Annotated in this window: 16 protein-coding genes; 13 read left to right on the forward strand and 3 right to left on the reverse strand. The window is 42.2% G+C overall.

Annotation, left to right across the window (positions count from 1 at the left end; translation table 11 throughout):
- Positions 1-73 precede the first annotated feature (73 nt).
- Both ACT29H_RS06315 and ACT29H_RS06320 read right to left on the reverse strand, forming a co-directional pair.
- Positions 74-1,213, reverse strand: coding sequence for an efflux RND transporter periplasmic adaptor subunit (locus ACT29H_RS06315; RefSeq protein ID WP_444820763.1), 1,140 nt, complete (start codon positions 1,211-1,213; stop codon positions 74-76).
- Positions 1,214-1,438: 225 nt separating this feature from the next.
- Positions 1,439-2,800, reverse strand: coding sequence for a TolC family protein (locus tag ACT29H_RS06320; protein ID WP_444820764.1), 1,362 nt, complete (start codon positions 2,798-2,800; stop codon positions 1,439-1,441).
- A gap of 721 nt (positions 2,801-3,521) precedes the next feature.
- On the opposite strand from ACT29H_RS06320, the gene ACT29H_RS06325 reads away from it, so the two are divergent.
- The 12 genes from ACT29H_RS06325 to ACT29H_RS06380 all read left to right on the forward strand — a co-directional run bounded on the left by ACT29H_RS06325 (position 3,522) and on the right by ACT29H_RS06380 (position 15,396).
- Positions 3,522-4,493, forward strand: coding sequence for a hypothetical protein (locus ACT29H_RS06325; RefSeq protein ID WP_444820765.1), 972 nt, complete (start codon positions 3,522-3,524; stop codon positions 4,491-4,493).
- A gap of 74 nt (positions 4,494-4,567) precedes the next feature.
- A complete protein-coding gene (locus ACT29H_RS06330; protein WP_444820766.1) occupies positions 4,568-7,009 on the forward strand; it encodes an efflux RND transporter permease subunit in 2,442 nt (813 codons plus the stop codon).
- The gene (locus tag ACT29H_RS06335) at positions 6,996-7,967 is read left to right on the forward strand and encodes a polyprenyl synthetase family protein (RefSeq protein WP_444820767.1); all 972 of its coding nucleotides are present in this window, start codon (positions 6,996-6,998) and stop codon (positions 7,965-7,967) included. The genes ACT29H_RS06330 and ACT29H_RS06335 overlap by 14 nt, the downstream gene beginning before the upstream one ends.
- 38 nt (positions 7,968-8,005) lie before the next feature.
- Positions 8,006-9,517, forward strand: coding sequence for a F0F1 ATP synthase subunit beta (gene atpD / locus ACT29H_RS06340; RefSeq protein ID WP_444820768.1), 1,512 nt, complete (start codon positions 8,006-8,008; stop codon positions 9,515-9,517).
- Positions 9,518-9,530: 13 nt separating this feature from the next.
- Positions 9,531-9,806 (forward strand): FoF1 ATP synthase subunit delta/epsilon, encoded by a 276-nt coding sequence (locus ACT29H_RS06345; RefSeq protein WP_444820769.1) that lies wholly within the window; start codon positions 9,531-9,533, stop codon positions 9,804-9,806.
- Between the two features lie 435 nt (positions 9,807-10,241).
- Positions 10,242-10,805, forward strand: coding sequence for a hypothetical protein (locus tag ACT29H_RS06350; RefSeq protein ID WP_444820770.1), 564 nt, complete (start codon positions 10,242-10,244; stop codon positions 10,803-10,805).
- Between the two features lie 34 nt (positions 10,806-10,839).
- Positions 10,840-11,409 (forward strand): RNA polymerase sigma factor, encoded by a 570-nt coding sequence (locus ACT29H_RS06355; protein WP_444820771.1) that lies wholly within the window; start codon positions 10,840-10,842, stop codon positions 11,407-11,409.
- Positions 11,406-11,753: a hypothetical protein gene (locus tag ACT29H_RS06360; protein ID WP_444820772.1), complete on the forward strand. Its 348-nt coding sequence runs from the start codon at positions 11,406-11,408 to the stop codon at positions 11,751-11,753. The genes ACT29H_RS06355 and ACT29H_RS06360 overlap by 4 nt, the downstream gene beginning before the upstream one ends.
- Positions 11,743-12,246 carry a Spy/CpxP family protein refolding chaperone gene (locus ACT29H_RS06365; RefSeq protein ID WP_444820773.1) on the forward strand — a complete coding sequence of 168 codons (504 nt, stop codon included), beginning with the start codon at positions 11,743-11,745 and terminating at the stop codon, positions 12,244-12,246. The genes ACT29H_RS06360 and ACT29H_RS06365 overlap by 11 nt, the downstream gene beginning before the upstream one ends.
- A 345-nt stretch (positions 12,247-12,591) precedes the next feature.
- Positions 12,592-13,200 carry a DUF4254 domain-containing protein gene (locus ACT29H_RS06370; protein WP_444820774.1) on the forward strand — a complete coding sequence of 203 codons (609 nt, stop codon included), beginning with the start codon at positions 12,592-12,594 and terminating at the stop codon, positions 13,198-13,200.
- Positions 13,201-13,228: 28 nt separating this feature from the next.
- On the forward strand, positions 13,229-14,308 hold the full coding sequence (locus ACT29H_RS06375) for a glycosyltransferase family 9 protein (protein ID WP_444820775.1): 1,080 nt from the start codon (positions 13,229-13,231) through the stop codon (positions 14,306-14,308).
- Positions 14,305-15,396 (forward strand): glycosyltransferase, encoded by a 1,092-nt coding sequence (locus tag ACT29H_RS06380; RefSeq protein WP_444820776.1) that lies wholly within the window; start codon positions 14,305-14,307, stop codon positions 15,394-15,396. Before ACT29H_RS06375 ends, ACT29H_RS06380 begins: the two co-directional genes overlap by 4 nt.
- Before the next feature lie 7 nt (positions 15,397-15,403).
- On the opposite strand, the gene ACT29H_RS06385 is transcribed toward ACT29H_RS06380, so the two are convergent.
- Positions 15,404-16,027, reverse strand: a complete 624-nt coding sequence (locus tag ACT29H_RS06385) for a LicD family protein (protein WP_444820777.1) — start codon at positions 16,025-16,027, stop codon at positions 15,404-15,406.
- A 308-nt stretch (positions 16,028-16,335) separates the two neighbouring features.
- Here ACT29H_RS06385 and ACT29H_RS06390 point away from each other — a divergent pair, with 308 nt between their 5' ends.
- Complete coding sequence (locus tag ACT29H_RS06390) at positions 16,336-17,019, forward strand: phosphocholine cytidylyltransferase family protein (RefSeq protein WP_444820778.1); 684 nt, start codon at positions 16,336-16,338, stop codon at positions 17,017-17,019.
- The last annotated feature ends 3 nt before the right edge of the window (positions 17,020-17,022 follow it).

Raw genomic sequence — 17,022 nt, forward strand, 5'->3', positions numbered from 1 at the left:
GCCAAATGGAAAGCAGTGTTATGCTGTGTATTGATTTTGCAATTAAAAGACGAAATAAACTCTTTTAAAAAAGTCAGTTATTAATCTTCAATGGGATTCCGTCGGCAACCTGCGCAAAGCCACTGGTGATAATCCGGCTTCCCGGTTCCAGTCCATCGGCAATGACCGACCTGTTGTTATCGCGTAGACTGGTGGTGACATATCTTTTCTCTGCTACCGGGTTATTTTCGTCGTCCCTGACCACAAAAATAAACTCCCCTTTAAAGTCCTTTTTAACGTAAAGAGAGGGCACCACCAAGGCATCGGGAACAACAGCGACACGTATTTTCAGTTCTCCCATTAAGTTGGGTTGCAGCCGCTGGTCGGGATTGGTCAGGTTGACTCTGACAGAAAAGGTTCGACTGTCGGGATCAATCATTGATGAAGTACGAAATATCGTAGCCTCTTTACGGATGCCCAAAACGGGAAAAGAAACCAAGACCGTATCCCCGGCATGAATTTTCCCCAGGTATTGCTCCGAGACATCAGCAGTCATATAGACATCATCCAGATTAACAATTCTTGCAAAGGGGATTGCCGGGCCCGCCATTTCGCCCTGCTTCTGGATAAGATCGTCCAGCACGCCGTTAATGGGGGCTTTTACAACGGCCATCTCCAACTGGGCCTCTAATCCCTGAAGTCGTTTTTCCAATGCTTTCATATTGGATTCTGCCTGCAGGAATTCAACTTCGCTTCCTATGTTCTGGTCCCAGAGATTTTTTCTCCTCTGATAAAGAGTCTTCGCCATTTGAAGATTGACTTTAACTTCATCGATAGACTGCTCGATGATGTCGGTATTTAATCGTCCAAGGACCTGCCCTTTCTGAACATACTCACCTTCTTTAACCGCTATTTCCTGAATAACACCGGCGGTTTCGGGGCTGACAATAATATTCTTGTCGGTAGAGACATTACCTGTTGCTTCGATGAATTGCTCGAACAACACGGGTTTCAAAGGGGCCACCTCCACATTAACCCGGTTTAAGGCTTCGTCGTTATTCCCCAGTTCGGCTTCCAAAACTTCGATCTTGGCCTGGATTTCTTTTAATTGTTTTTGGTAGGCTTCCAACTGCTCCATTTTTATTTGCCGGTCATCTGTCGGAATGTCCGCACTGCATCCAACACCGAAAAACACCGCAGCCACAAGTATAAAAACAAACACTAAACACTTCATAACAAACAGATTATATAAATTCTCAAATTAAATTATTCCCTTAAAGCTTTCTCTGACGGCTAAACAGCCAAACAGTCTACCCAATCTGTCAATAACATCACACTATTATACAGGACTAAATCCTTATTCACCATACATACTATTTCTCATCACAATTATTCCGCAACACCCTGAAATCATTTCTTAAGATTCCCATCATAACCACAACATATACAATATCAATCATCACAGCATGCCTATGGCTTTGAGGTAATCAATCCTGGCATTAAGCAGGTTCACCACGGCGTTGACATAATTAATCTGTGCCTGGACATACTGTCCCTGCTGTTGATTGAGTTCAAAGCTTCCTATAATGCCATTGGCAAATTTGACCCTGGTCTTATCGTATATATCCTTTGCCAACGTTCTGCTTTCTTTCGCAATTTCGAGTTGATCAATGGCACTGTAATAATTGGTTAGGGCGGTTAAACTTTCAGTTTGTATATTCCTTAATGCTTGTTGCCGTTGATTCAAACTCTTTTGCCAGGCAAGTTTTTGCTGCTGTACCTGCGCATGTCGCATCCCTGATGAGAAAATAGGCATGGTAATGGTAAGCCCCACAAACTGGGCTTTATACCACTCATCGTTAAAAATATTCCACTCATCCCCATACCCGGTTTTCTGGAAAGTATAGAAAGCACTGATTTCTGGCAGGTACTGCACCTTGGCATTCTTAAGCAGCAGTTTTTGGCTCTCGGCATTGGTATTGGCAATCTTGTATTCGATATGTTCCAACGGACTCCAACCATCAGGTGTGTCATCGGCAACCATTTGCTCGGAAAGCGTCACCAGTTCATCGGTAAGAACCATGGGTTGATCTTCATCCAGCCCCATGGAAAACCGCAAAACGGCCATTGCCACCTCTTCATTTCGTTTCATCTCCACAATTTGCTTTTCGGCTTCTCTCACCATTAGCTTAATCTGTGAGACGTCCATCGATTCGCGAAACCCATTTTCAAACATGGCCTCGGTTTCCCTCAGGGTTCCCCTGTTTATTTCAAGGTTTTCCTGAAATGCGTTATAATTATCTCTTGCAGACAGCACCAGAAAGTAAGCTTTCGCCACGGCATTACGGATTTCTATTTCCGTTTTTTCATCCTGATGACGAGTCAGATCAAGGAAAACCTTGGTCGCTTTAAGCCCTACAAAATAGGAGCCTCTAAAGATCATCTGTGAAGCAGAAATAGAATAGTTGCCATCATACGCCGTGGAAAAAGATACCGGGACCTTATCGCCGGGACCTATTCCGGGGGGACGCATATCTTCAGGAATGATTTCCGCCGGCAAGAGACTTACCGGAACATCAATAGAGTGATTGTATCCTGCAGAAAAATCGATTTGCGGTAATCCGGATGCGATAGTCTCCCATATCTTCTTTTTTGCCGACTTTATATCAAACTCCGAACTAATCTTCTGATAAGCATGCTTCGATGCATAACTCATCGCCTCTTCCAAAGAAAAAGAAAGCGTATCGGCATTGGTCTGCGCAACGACTCCTGCACCCCAAAATGCAGCAATAAAAAACAACAATAAATTTCTAAGCTTCATCATCAATCTTTTTCAAATTTGTTTATTCAAGGGCAGAACGAACGGGACGTCGGCTTTCCTCGCTAAAAATACCTTAATAAGAACCAAAAGTAAAGACTTGTCTTCCTGTCTTATACCGAAATCGGAAGCCGCCACCACCATCATTCCGTTTTAGCTTTTATTTGCAACACTCAACCCCATATTAGCAAAGGCATAAATTGACATCCTACTAATGCGGGAAAGGCAAAATAATTCACTTAAATTCTGTGTTCGAGTACCTTTTTCGACCAGATTGTTGCAAAGTTAACGGGATAAAAGGCTCAAAACTAAATTCACCCCAAAAGTTTCCCGAGTTTCCGCCGAACGAACGAAAAACAACGGTAAATGACAGTAAGAGATCAAGGGAATTGTTTTATATACATCATTATAATTCTTCATAACTGAACAAAATCATCCATCACCAAATCGAAAATGACACATTTTCCTCGCCGTCCTGAATCTAAAGAAAGAAAAGTCAAGAGATCCGAACCACTATAAGAGAACACCAATAAAAATATATTGTTGATACAATGGAATATTCCACCCCTGTTATGCGTTGTAAATATTAAGGGAAAAATTGTTACAACATGTTTTTAACATTATATTTAGAGATCTTTTTCTGCTGTCATTAACGAAAGTAAAGAGATCCTCTAAAATGTTTTCGAAGAAGAAACCCGGGAAATATTTATGCTTGACGACTAACATGCCACACCGAGTTTTAACCATATTGTTTCTCCTTTTGACCGGCTATGCCACTACTGCCGAAGCACAAGTATGGCCCTTTAAAAAAAAGAGTCAGGTAGAAAAAGCCACGAAAGACCTGGAAAAAAGAAAGGCAGATGCGGGGGAAGGCAATCTGTTCAATCCTTTCCAGCCCACCGGGTCATCCGTCAATTACATACGGGATGATCAGATTTGGTCGGCCGGTACTGCCGCCACTTCATATGCGAATGCAGGAAACATCAGTATAACGACACCTTCACGTTTTGGGTTAACAAGTGGACTTGAACTATCCACTTGGCTCGGGCTGGATTACTGGGTACCGAACCTGTTTATAAAGAATGAAATAGCAAGAAAAAAGCTATGGGTTTCTTCTCTCCATGGAGTTTACTCTTCGTGGCCGGGACTAAATGAAGTTGCAGGGGGAAAAGACAACTTTTTGGCCGACTCTGTTACGGGCGACCCGCTGGTCTTATCCCTACACAACCAACTTATTGTAAGCCGGCCATTTTATAATAATATGGCCTGCAATCCATCTCAACCCTACTTAATTTTATCAGCATCCCTGTCTGTCGATGTTGGTATTCCGTTCAACAATGAAGAGATCTATGTTGAAGAGAATTTGTTTAAAATACCCCGAAGTATGTCGTATGCCGGTAAAGGCTGGATGAGCACTTTCTCGGTACGAGCCGACTGGCAAATTATGCAACAATTATACGGGCGGGGAGAAATCAGAATGCTAAGTGGAAACTTTTCAACGGGAATAACTGTTGAACATCAAGCATTGATTGAATACTTCCCTTACACAAAATTGTCAGTCTCTGGGGGGTACATAGTAGGTATAGGGAATATAGGGAACCGGCATATAAATATTCTCCCTTTTCTGGATGTGTCTTACTACTTTGGAAGGAAACAAGGACGCCAACGAGGACTCTTCAAACAACAGATGTTCTAAATCGGCCATTAACTCCTGAAATTTTCCTAAATTCGCACCGTTTTGTTTGAAATTTTGAGGTAACCTGTTGATTTATGTGGATTCGTACTGCCAGCTTTATTCTTCGAAACAGGCTCCCTATTCTGATTGTTCTGGTCCTGATAACTGCATTCATGGGGATTCAGTCACGCAAAATAGAGATGTCTTATCAATATGCTCCTTTATTACCGGAGGATGACCCCGCTAATTTGGAATATGACAATTTCATAGAGGAATTTGGAAATGAAGGAAACCTCATTGTACTAGGGATTCAGGATCGTACTTTTTTTGAGTATCAACACTTTGGTGCGTGGCAACAATTGACCCGTGATCTCAAAAAGATAAATGGTATTACATCTGTATTTTCTGCGACCGAAGCATACAATCTTACACGTAACAATCAAACAAAGAAATTCGAGCTTTCACCAGTCTTTGAAAAGGTTCCCGACCAATCACATCTCGATTCACTCCGCCAAAAATTCAATGACCTAAGTTTTTACAAGGGGCTTGTTTATAACCCTGAGACCAACACCTACCTCATGGCGATCACCCTCGACCGGAAAGTACTGGAAAGTGAGGCCCGGGTGCCATTGATTCGAGACATAAAAAATTGTGCCGACAAATACTCTTCCGCAACAGGTAATGAGGTTCATATTTCGGGACTCCCCTACATCCGAGTTGAAACTGCGGAGATGATCAAAAAAGAACTAAACATGTTCATCTGGCTGGCACTGGGGATAACGGCAATCATCATCTTTTTGTTTTTCAAATCGTTCAAGGTGGTGCTATTCTCCATGTTGGTGGTAGGGATGGCTGTGATTTGGGCATTGGGACTGCAAGCCATTATAGGCTATAAGGTAACGATATTAACGGGCATGATTCCACCGCTCATCATCGTTATCGGCATCCCTAATTCAGTCTTCTTTCTGAACAAATTTCACTATGAGTATCGCAATCATGGCAATAAAATAAAATCGCTACAACGTGTTATACAGAAAATCGGAAATGCCACCTTTCTGACCAACCTGACCACAGCCAGCGGCTTTGCCACCTTCATATTTACCAGCAGTAAACTGTTGATCGAGTTTGGAGTTATGGCGGCCCTCAACATCATGGTAGTCTTTATTCTTTCGTTGCTACTCATCCCAATCATATTTAGTTTCCTCCCTGATCCCAAGGAGAGACATGTTCGCCATCTGAACAATCGTTTTTTTCAAGGGATCATCAACAAGCTGGTGCATATATCTCTTTACCGCAAAAAGATAGTTTATTTAGGCACGGTCGGTCTAATAGTTTTTGGCGGATACGGCATCTCACAGATGAAAACCACCGGATTCATGCTCGATGATATTCCGCACAACCATACGCTGTATAAAGACCTCCATTTTTTTGAAAAGCATTTCAGCGGATTAATGCCCCTGGAAGTGGTAATTGACACCCAAAAGCCCAAAGGCGTGATGCGTCCCCAGAACCTGAAAAAGATGGATCTGTTGCAGGAACAGTTGAGAAAGCTTCCGGAGATATCGCAGGGTCTGTCCATGGTGCAAGTTGTAAAATTTGCCCGACAGGCATTTTACAAGGGCAATCCCAACTATTTTTCGATTCCCAGTTCCATGGAACACAATTTCATAATGTCTTATCTACCGAAAACCAACAAAACAACGCCCGGTGTTGTCACTTCATTTGTTGATTCTATCGGCCGGAAAGCACGCATTAGTTTTAGGATGGAAGATGTGGGAACCACCAAAATGCACTTATTGAATAAAAAGATCAGCGCAGTGGTCGATTCCATCTTTCCTTCACCCAAATACGAAACTGCCATAACCGGTTCGAGTGTTGTCTTTTTTAAAGGAACCGATTACCTTGTTCGAAATCTATTTGTTAGTCTTGGATTAGCCATACTGCTCATAGCCTCTTTCATGGCTTGGATGTTTCGTTCCAAGAGAATGGTTTTGGTCTCTCTTTTCCCCAATCTGGTACCGTTGATTACCACCGCTGCACTTATGGGCATATTTAACATCCCCATAAAGCCTTCCACAATATTGGTCTTTAGTATCGCTTTTGGCATCTCAGTAGACGACACCATCCATTTTCTTTCCAAATACCGCCAGGAACTTGTGGCCACCAACTGGAGCATACGAGCCGCAACGGTACTGGCTTTAAAAGAAACCGGCCGAAGTATGATCTACACTTCTGTGATTCTTTTCTTTGGATTTGGTATATTTACAGTGTCAAGCTTTGGAGGCACGGTAGCTTTGGGCGCCCTGGTGGCATTAACACTTCTGGTGGCTCTCTTTTCCAATTTAATATTGTTACCCGCCTTACTTCTGGGACTTGAAAGGCTCATCACCAATGAATCATTCAAGGAACCGATGCTGACCATTTATAACGAAGAGGAAGATATTGATATGGAAGAGTTGAAAATCCAGAAACCGGAAATAAAAAAAGAAGACATCAAAGAGCCGGAAATAAAATTGGAAGCTCATGTTGAAAATTGAAGATTATCGGCAGATCGTTGAAGATCAGCTTCAGATGATGGGCGGGATGAAAAGACCGGAAGGGCTTTACGACCCGGTAAGGTATATCCTTTCATTGGGAGGAAAACGTCTTAGACCTGTCCTCTGCCTGGCATCCGCCTCTCTGTTTGGCGATTATACCTCGGCATTAATGCCTGCTCTCGGCATTGAGGTTTTTCACAACTTCACCCTCCTTCATGACGATATAATGGATCAGTCGGATGTGAGGCGTAACCATGCTACCGTGCATAAAAAATGGGACAACAACACGGCCATACTCTCCGGTGACGTGATGTTGATTAAAGCCTATGAATTGATCAGTAAAAGTCCGGTTGGTGTACTGCCACAAGTATTGGAAGTTTTTAACAAAACAGCCATTGAGGTTTGTGAAGGCCAGCAATTTGACATGGAATTTGAAAAAAGCACGGATGTAACAGAAGCTGGCTATCTGGATATGATCCGCCTCAAGACAGCGGTTCTAATTGGGGGAAGCATGAAGATTGGAGGCATCCTGGGAGGAGGGAGCCTGCGTGATTGCGGACTCTTATATAAATTCGGGCAGGATATAGGCATGGCTTTTCAACTGCAGGATGACTGGTTGGATGTGTTTGGCAATCAGGAAACATTTGGAAAAAAAATTGGCAGTGATATTCTGAATAATAAAAAAACATTCCTTTTAATCTCGGCCCTTAACAGGCTTGAAAAAGAATTAAAAAAGGAACTTTTGGACTGGATGCAACGTAAGGAGTATGATGCAGATGAAAAAATATCTGCCGTGACTCGTCTTTTTAACGAAGCAGGGGTCTCAGAAATTGTTATCCAAAAGAGAGACGATTACTTTGCCCGCTCATTGGAAAACTTTGAAAAGATAAACGGAGACCGGGAAATTAAGCAGGAAATAGAAAACTTCGCACACAAATTGATGGCACGGTCAAGATAACTCGGAATTGTTTATATTCAAGACAAAAAAAATTTATCATGGCTCAGATAAAAGGCACAATCGCGCAGGTTATTGGACCTGTTGTTGACGTTAGTTTTGATCTGAAAGACGATCATCTTCCAAAAATCAACGAAGCCCTCGAAGTACATAGGGATAATAATAGTGTCTTAATCCTCGAGTGTGAGCAACATATTGGCGAACACACCATTCGATGTATTTCCATGGACTCCACAGATGGTCTGACCCGAGGAATGGAAGTGATTGCCACGGGCCATCCCATCAGCATGCCGGTGGGTGAAAATGTTAAAGGACGGTTGTTAAATGTGGTGGGTCGCCCCATCGACGGACTGCCGGACATCCAAACCGAGATGCGAAGTCCTATCCATAAACCGGCTCCTGACTATGATACTCTCTCTACCGAAACCGAAATTCTTTTTACCGGCATAAAAGTGATCGACCTTATTGAACCTTATGCCAAGGGAGGGAAAATCGGGCTGTTTGGTGGTGCCGGTGTTGGAAAAACCGTTCTCATACAGGAGTTAATCAATAACATCGCCAAAGGTTACAGCGGTTTTTCTGTTTTTGGCGGCGTGGGCGAGCGTACCCGCGAAGGGAATGACCTTCTGCGCGAAATGATTGAAGCAGGCATTGTTAATTACGGGGATGAATTTAAAAAGAGCATGGAGGCCGGTCATTGGGATCTTAACAAAGTAGATCCTGAAGCCTTAAAGCAATCCCAGGTATCGATGGTCTTCGGTCAGATGAACGAATCGCCCGGAGCTCGTGCTCGGGTGGCCCTTTCAGCACTTACCATCGCCGAAACCTTTAGAGACAGTGGTCAAAAAGAGGGGGGCGGCAATGATGTACTGCTCTTCATCGATAACATATTCCGATTCACGCAGGCCGGTTCCGAAGTTTCGGCCCTCTTGGGACGTATGCCTTCCGCAGTAGGGTATCAGCCAACCCTTTCCTCGGAAATGGGTGCCCTTCAGGAACGAATTACCTCCACCAACACAGGGTCCATTACATCGGTACAAGCGGTATACGTACCTGCCGATGACTTGACAGACCCGGCCCCGGCTACGACCTTTACGCACCTGGATGCCACAACAGTCTTAAGCCGGAAGATCGCTGAACTCGGCATTTATCCGGCGGTCGATCCTTTGGATTCCTCATCACGGATACTTACCCCGGACATTGTTGGCGATAAACATTACAAAACAACTCAGAGAGTTAAAGAGATACTGCAGAAGTACAAAGAATTACAAGATATCATCGCCATCCTGGGGATGGAAGAACTCTCGGAAGAAGATAAACTGGTTGTCGCAAGAGCACGACGTGTCCAACGCTTCCTTTCTCAACCGTTCCACGTGGCCGAACAATTTACAGGTATTAAAGGAGAATTGGTATCTATCGAAGATACCATCAAAGGTTTCAATATGATTATGGACGGCGAAACCGACCAGTATCCCGAAGCAGCCTTCAACCTGGTAGGAACCATTGAACAGGCCATTGAGAAAGGAGAACGCATGTTAAAAGAAGCCAAATAATAAATTATGAACAATGGACGATCTCTATCTTGAAATAATCACTCCTGAGAAAATTCTCTATGATGGTCCCGTTGGATTGGTTGAGGTGCCCGGCGCCAAAGGGCGATTTGTATTGCTGCGCGACCATGCCCCCATCATTTCGACGTTGGTCAGAGGAATGATCAGGGTGATTGGGAAAGATGGCTACGATCATCAGTTCTCTTGCAAAGAAGGAGTTATTGAATGCCACGACAACCACGCGGTAATACTCATGAACGAGATGCCGGATGAAAATAAAGCCGATTTGTAATTAGCCATTCGGCTTAAAAAAAGCAAAATCATTCCATCAAGACCAACATCGTTCCAGCTTTTACCAAAGAATACACTTCCCGGCACAGCTTCAATCCAATCCTTCATAGATTTCCTGTTCCCTATCTGCTGGTCAGGATTGGCACTGAGTGCCTAGCAATTTTCGATGAACTCATAATTAACCATTTGTCTGCTCCAAATCGTCTTCCACCACTTTACCCCTTGCAGCTTATTCGTTTTCCTCAGAAAACGCATTGAACATTTTTCATAAAAACATTCATGGATTAACGGGTTAGTGGCAAAGAAAGACCCTCCGAACAAACTCAGCTGAGTTATTTTTTTTTAGAAAAAATGGTTTACAAGCGCAGGTTCCTTGATTTTTTATCGATACTAACTGTAGAGAACTGCAATTAGTAATGTTTAACTAAAACATAACATGATGAAAAAAGTAATTACTGCTTCTGCGCGGCCAAACGAAATCGCTATATGTAAAGGCTGGCACATAATTGGGATGCTGAACCGAACCATTTCAAAAAAAATTTCGTTATTATTGGTGATGGCCTTAATGGGATCAACCGCATTAATGGCTCAAAAACAAACTTCCAGGCGACCTGTTCAAAAAGAGAGACCCTCCTCCGAAGAAATCATTCAGCAAAAAGTGGATAGGATGACCGAAAAACTGAACCTGACAGAAGAACAAAGTGCCGAAATAAAAGCCCTGATGGAAAAACATCAACAAATCATGGATGAAGATAACAAAGCGTTTCAGGAAATAATGAAACAGCACCGGGAAAAAATGAAGAATAATAGAGAAGCCTTGGATGAAGACATTAAATCTTCTCTAAATGAAGAACAGCTTAAGGCCTATGAAGAAATGAAAGAGAATGCCCGCAAACGCTTTCAAAAAGAGGCCAGGTCAAAGTTTCGGCAACGCCATGCGCCATCAGAAGATCAAAGACTCAGACAACCACGATCTGTTCCGGAAAATACAGAAGAATAAACCCCTGTTCTTAATTCTTTAAAGCCGACTGTTTTTGAATGATGATATTATTATAAAAAAGCTTAGGGAGAAGAAAGAACAGGCCTTTGCCACCCTCCTGAACCATTACCGCAGGAGGGTGGTTAATATTTGCTTTGGATTTGTGCGCAACGAACAGGATGCCGAAGAAATTGCTCAGGAAGTTTTTTTGGAAGTATACCGAACCATTGATAAATTTAACGGCGAAGTTCCTTTAAAGGTCTGGCTCTATAGACTCTCCACGCAAAGGAGCATCGATTTTATCCGAACAAAAACAAGGAAAAAACGATGGTCGGGACTGAAAAATCTATTCTTAGACGATGATAACCACTGGCAGTTGTCTGGCGATTCGGATGCTTCGCAACAGATGGAGACCAAAGAGCTTGCGCAATTACTGGCAACGGTTATTGCCCGATTGCCGGAACGACAACAAAAAGCCTTTATCCTATCACGAAACGAAGGCCTTTCCAACGCCGAAATTGGTAAAGTTTTAAACTCGACCGAATCCGCCGTCGAATCACTCATAAGCCGTGCCAACCGACGTTTAAGAGAATTACTCAACAATTATTACAATAGCCGGTCATGAAGCCAAAAGAAAAAACAAACCAAAAAGTAGAAGAGATAATGCACCATCTCAACCACCCCCCTTTTTATGGCGGAACCGATCAACTGGATGAACGAATCTTAAAAACCATCCAACAGGAAAACAGCTTGATCATCTCGCCTTATGTTCAGAATATTGCTGGATGGGCGGCAATAGTGATGTTGTTAATAAACATCTCTCTGTTCGTTTATAAGGATCTATCCGTTTCGGCAGAAAGTCAGGATATCGATTTCTTTTTGGAAAACTACAGTTTAACTTCGTCTTCCGACTGGCAAACTTATTTCACAGTGGATGAATTAGAAACAACATTTGCAAATGAAAAATAAAGAAAAATATATTTTAGTTGCTGTCATTGTGCTCATTGTGTTGAATATCTTCTCATGGGGATTGTTATGGCATAGTGATTCCCCGCAAAAAAAGGAGGTCTCCACACCCCGGAACGAAGCGTCCTTCTCCAGAACCGGCAATTTTCTGACCCGGAAATTGGGGTTTAACGATCTTCAGGTACAAGAATTTCAAAAAATGCAGAAGAAGCATTTTGCCCAATTGCGCAAATATGAACAACAATATAAATTGCTCAGAGATGACTATGTGACCCTGGCCGTTAGTACTGACTTTGATACTCACAAAGCCGATTCTATTTTTTATGAAATGGGACAAATAAACAGTAAAATACAAAAGGCCAACTGGTTGCACTTTCGTTCCATTTACCAACTTTGCGATGAGCACCAAAAACAAGAATTTCGCCAATTAATTCTCAAATTGAATAAGCGGAACAAAAGAGACAGACGAAACTCATCATTCCCCTCCACACACTAAATCAAACCATTATTGCTACAAAACAAAGATTACACAGCTTTCATGAATTTCTACCCCCCAATCAGCAGACTGAATTCGCTTTCACACATGGTGCCATGAAATGCTGAAGCCGCCATTCACAATGCTGTAACTTATGATGACTCTTGCCGAGACTCGTTATCCCATTCCCGGAACATTATCTCTTTCGAGTGCAAGGACTGTCTTGCAAAATAATTTTCCCTGCACTTTCCTGTTATTTGTCCCCAGTTTCCCTATTTTTGTAAAATGTGATCAGTAAATAACCGGGAAGTGCATGGCTTAAAAAAAACAATAATGGCCGAAGCATTTTCATAAAACTCAATGGACATGACATTTAGCGCTATCTGTAACAAAATCTTTAACGAGACCACGCAACATTATCACGAGTTTGACAACGTGGATGCCATTCCTCAAAACCCATATAAAGAGGGCACTATTGATTATCTGCTTTTCAAAAAAAACTGGATCGATGCGGTACAATGGCACCTTGAAGACATCATTCGCGATCCGGAAATTCAACCCGGTGAAGCCTTGAAAATCAAACGCCGCATTGACCACTCAAATCAAGACCGCACAGACTTGGTGGAATCGATTGATGACTTCTTCATGGATAAGTATAAAGATGTAAAAGTAGCTTCCGATGCTACCATCAACACCGAAAGCCCCGCATGGGCCATTGATCGCCTCTCCATTCTGGCCCTCAAAATCTATCACATGCAGCAGGAAGTGGAGCGCACCGATGCCTCACCCGAGCATTTGCAAAAGTGTAATTTAAAACTTTCTGTGTTGCTTCAGCAAAGAGAAGATCTCAGTGCTGCCATCGACCAGCTCATCGCCGATATTGAAGCCGGACGTAAATACATGAAGACCTACAAACAGATGAAAATGTACAACGATCCTTCCCTTAATCCCGTTCTTTATAAAACCAAAAAGTAACCCCTTAAACCCGTTAATGCCGCAGCCTGTGACTCAAAATAAAAGAATTCTTGTGTTTCGTTTTAGCGCCTTGGGCGATGTAGCCATGACAATCCCTGTTCTTTGGTCATTCTCAAGGCACTATTCTGATTATGAGATATGGTTTGTTTCCCGCCCCTTTGCAAAAGACTTGGTAGAACCAATTCCCAACATCCGGTTTTTCCCCATCGATTTAAAAGATCGCCACAATGGTCTTAGGGGGCTTTTTCGCCTTTTCCGTGAACTGAAAAAAAGTGGAGGATTCGAAGCAGTGGTCGATCTTCACGGGGTCCTCAGAACCCACATCCTAACCCTTCTGTTTCGACTTTCGGGAGTCAAAACGGCACAAATAAATAAAGGTCGAAAAGAAAAAGAGGCATTAACACGGAAGAACAATAAAATATTCAAGCCTCTTCCCTCGACCGTATCAAGATATCAAGCGACGTTTCAAAAAGCGGGGTTTGTATTCGAGATGGTTTCTTTTCCCGGAAAAAAACTTTACGATAGTGAGCAACTAATTTCAAATAATGCGTCTGACAATCGGACTAAAGAGATCGCCGCTTTGTTCACCGGTTCGGAAAAAGACCTTACTATAGGCATTGCCCCTTTTGCACGACACCAATGGAAGATGTGGCCCTTAGACAAAATGTGGGACCTCATCAGCCGCTTAGACAACGGAAACAACCAAATTATTCTATTTGGTGGCAGAGGGGAAGAACAAAATAAGCTGGAGGAGTGGGCTGCTCAATTGAAAAAAGGAACTACTTTTGCCGGGCAACTGAGTCTGGGCGAAGAATTACGATTAATGGCAAAACTTGACGTAATGATATCCATGGATTCTGCGAACATGCATCTGGCATCATTGGCCGGAACACGGGTTGTTAGTATCTGGGGTGCCACCCACCCCTATGCAGGATTTTACGGTATTGGACAAGAGCTCGAAGATGCGGTTCAAACAGACTTGGAGTGCCGGCCTTGCTCGGTTTTCGGAAACAAGCCTTGCCACAGAGGTGATTTTGCCTGCATGATGCGCATTACACCCCAATTAATTCTGAAAAAAGTCACCAATAAAATTGTATCACCCCAATGAACATTGTATTAATCAATTCTATTGGTAAAAACAAATGGGGTGGTGGCGAAAAATGGATGGTAATGGCTGCCTCAGGCCTCCTATCCCGGGGACATAACGTCGTTACCATTTGTCGAAAAAAGTCCCTACTGGCTCAAAAAGCCCGCCAACAAAATATTCCCGTTAAGGAAATTGCGGCCAATTCCGATTTGGACGTCATGACATGCATTCAGTTTTGTCGCTTCTTTAAAGCCTACAAACCGGATGTGGTCATTGGTTGCCAAAATAAAGACTGGAGAGTCGCCTCTTTTGCCCTGAAACTTATCGGTTCAAATGCAAAAGTCTATTCCCGGCAGGGCCTTCAGCTCCTTAAAAACAGCTGGTGGTATAAGTGGACAATAAAAACATTTTGTCACGGCATTATTACCAACACCAATACCATCAAAGAGTATTATGACTCATTTCTGCCTGTAGAGCCAGGATTTGTTAAAGTCGTCTATAACGGTGTGGAAGAAATTCCCCAAAACATTCCCCCTTTTGATTATTCAAAACACCTGCCTCCCGACGAAAAGAATCCGTTGATTGTCTTATCCACCGGTCGGCTGGCCAAACAAAAAGGTTTTAAGTACCTTATTTCTGCTGCGGCACAAATAATAAAGCGCCATCCTCATGTCTATTTCTTTCTGGCCGGACAGGGAAAATTAGAAGCAAAGCTTAAGCAGCAAATTAATCAACTGGGCATTAGTAGGAATTTTATCTTATTGGGATTCTTCGAGAATATCCACCCCCTGCTGAAAAATGCCGACCTCTTTGTTTTTTCATCCCTGTATGAGGGCATGCCCAACGCCATCCTTGAGGCGATGGCTCATGGATTGCCCGTGGTATCGACCAATGTCAACGGCATTTCGGAATTGATTCAAAACGGCATCAACGGATACACCGTAGCACCCGCCGATGTCCCTCAGCTGGCAAAAACCATGGAATATGTAATCAATAACATGGAAGAAATCAAAAACAACAGCCGTCAAAGTGGACAACTTGTTTTGCAAAATTTCTCAGTACAAACGATGGTGGAGAAGCTGGATAAGATCATTACGAACCAACGCTGATTCAGGGCTATTCGGCTAAGTCAACAATTGTTTTTTCATTTTTAGCGCAATCCCATTCCTTAACGGGGACCGACCAATCACCAAACTTTTCGGTAAGATAGTCCTTATAATTTGACGGCACCATAATATCACGCCCCAAATATTCTATACTGTCATACCGGTCGTGATATTTGTTGGAAACTCTCATTATCTTTTCTTTGGCCTGCCAATAATGATACTCACCATCGGATTGTTTTACAAAGATATCACAGACGACATGGTCCCTTTTCCCAAAAAAGATCCATTCCTTGGCTAAATAGGGCAAAATAGGTTTCACTTTAATAACGGTAACATCCCCCTTTTTAAAAGGACCAATATTCTTTCTACTTTTTCTCACCGAAAGTTTATAGCCCTTCAAAAAAAAATGCCATCGTAACTCCCTTAATTTTTTCAATTCAGAATGATTAATAGAGAAATCAATGTCATGATCCCAGGGAAGTAAATTTCTATCCCTTACAACTCCAAGCAACGTTCCGCCTTCCAAAAAATAAGGGACATCAAAATGATCCAAAACGTCCACCAATTTTAAAAAAAACAATAACGCCGTGCGATGATTTTTTTTGTTTCTAAAATCAAAACCAGTTTTTGCCATTATTTATTATGTATTCATATCTTGCAAAGATAATTACATACCCCGATAAACCCCCTCTTTCCGCCAATTAAATTAATATTATTTTGTACTTTTGTGAAAGAAGAAATGATCGCAAACTTGTTGATTTTTGTGGTCCTTTCAATAATTCCGTATTTTCAAACCGGGATGGTAGTGGTTATTACTAAATCTCATAAAAGCATTCAGACAAAGTGAAGTTGCCCTTTACAGAAAATGCCAACTTAAAGATATCGTAACGTGATTCAATAGTATTGGATCCACTTTCATTAAATCAATCAATTTATAGACTCATGAAAATTGTAATATTAGCGGCAGGACTTGGTTCCAGGTTGGGTAATCCATTACCAAAACCTTTAACAACCCTGAAAAATGGGAAATCAATCATGCAACTTCAAATCGACAATATCTCCGCTTGTTTTGACATAAATGACATCATTACCGTTGTTGGTTTTAAAAAAGAAGTGGTAATGGAAACCTTCCCCACTTCGTTATATGTCTACAATCCTCAATATGATCAGACCAACACCTCCAAGAGTTTGCTTATTGCCTTAAAAAAAGCAAAAAATGAATCTGTGTTATGGATGAATGGCGATGTAGTATTTGATGCAAAATTGTTCGACGCCATCTTACCTCATATAAAAAACAACACATCTTTCATCTGTGTAAACAATGAAGAATGTGGCGATGAAGAAGTAAAATACCGGACAGATAACAACGGTTTTGTCACCGCCTTATCCAAAACAGTAAAAGACGGTGAAGGAGAAGCGGTTGGCATTAACTTCATCTCATCTTCTGATATTCCAACGTTCATCCGTCGACTTGAAGAAGTTGATGACAACGACTATTTTGAGGCCGGGATTGAACTCATGATAAAAAAAGATAAGGTAAATATTTTACCGGTTGACATCTCTGCCTTTAACTGCATGGAAGTGGATTTCAAAGAAGATCTGGACAATGCCAATAAAATGCTATAAAAT

Source organism: Thermophagus sp. OGC60D27 (assembly GCF_052400625.1).
GTDB lineage: Bacteria > Bacteroidota > Bacteroidia > Bacteroidales > Marinilabiliaceae > Thermophagus.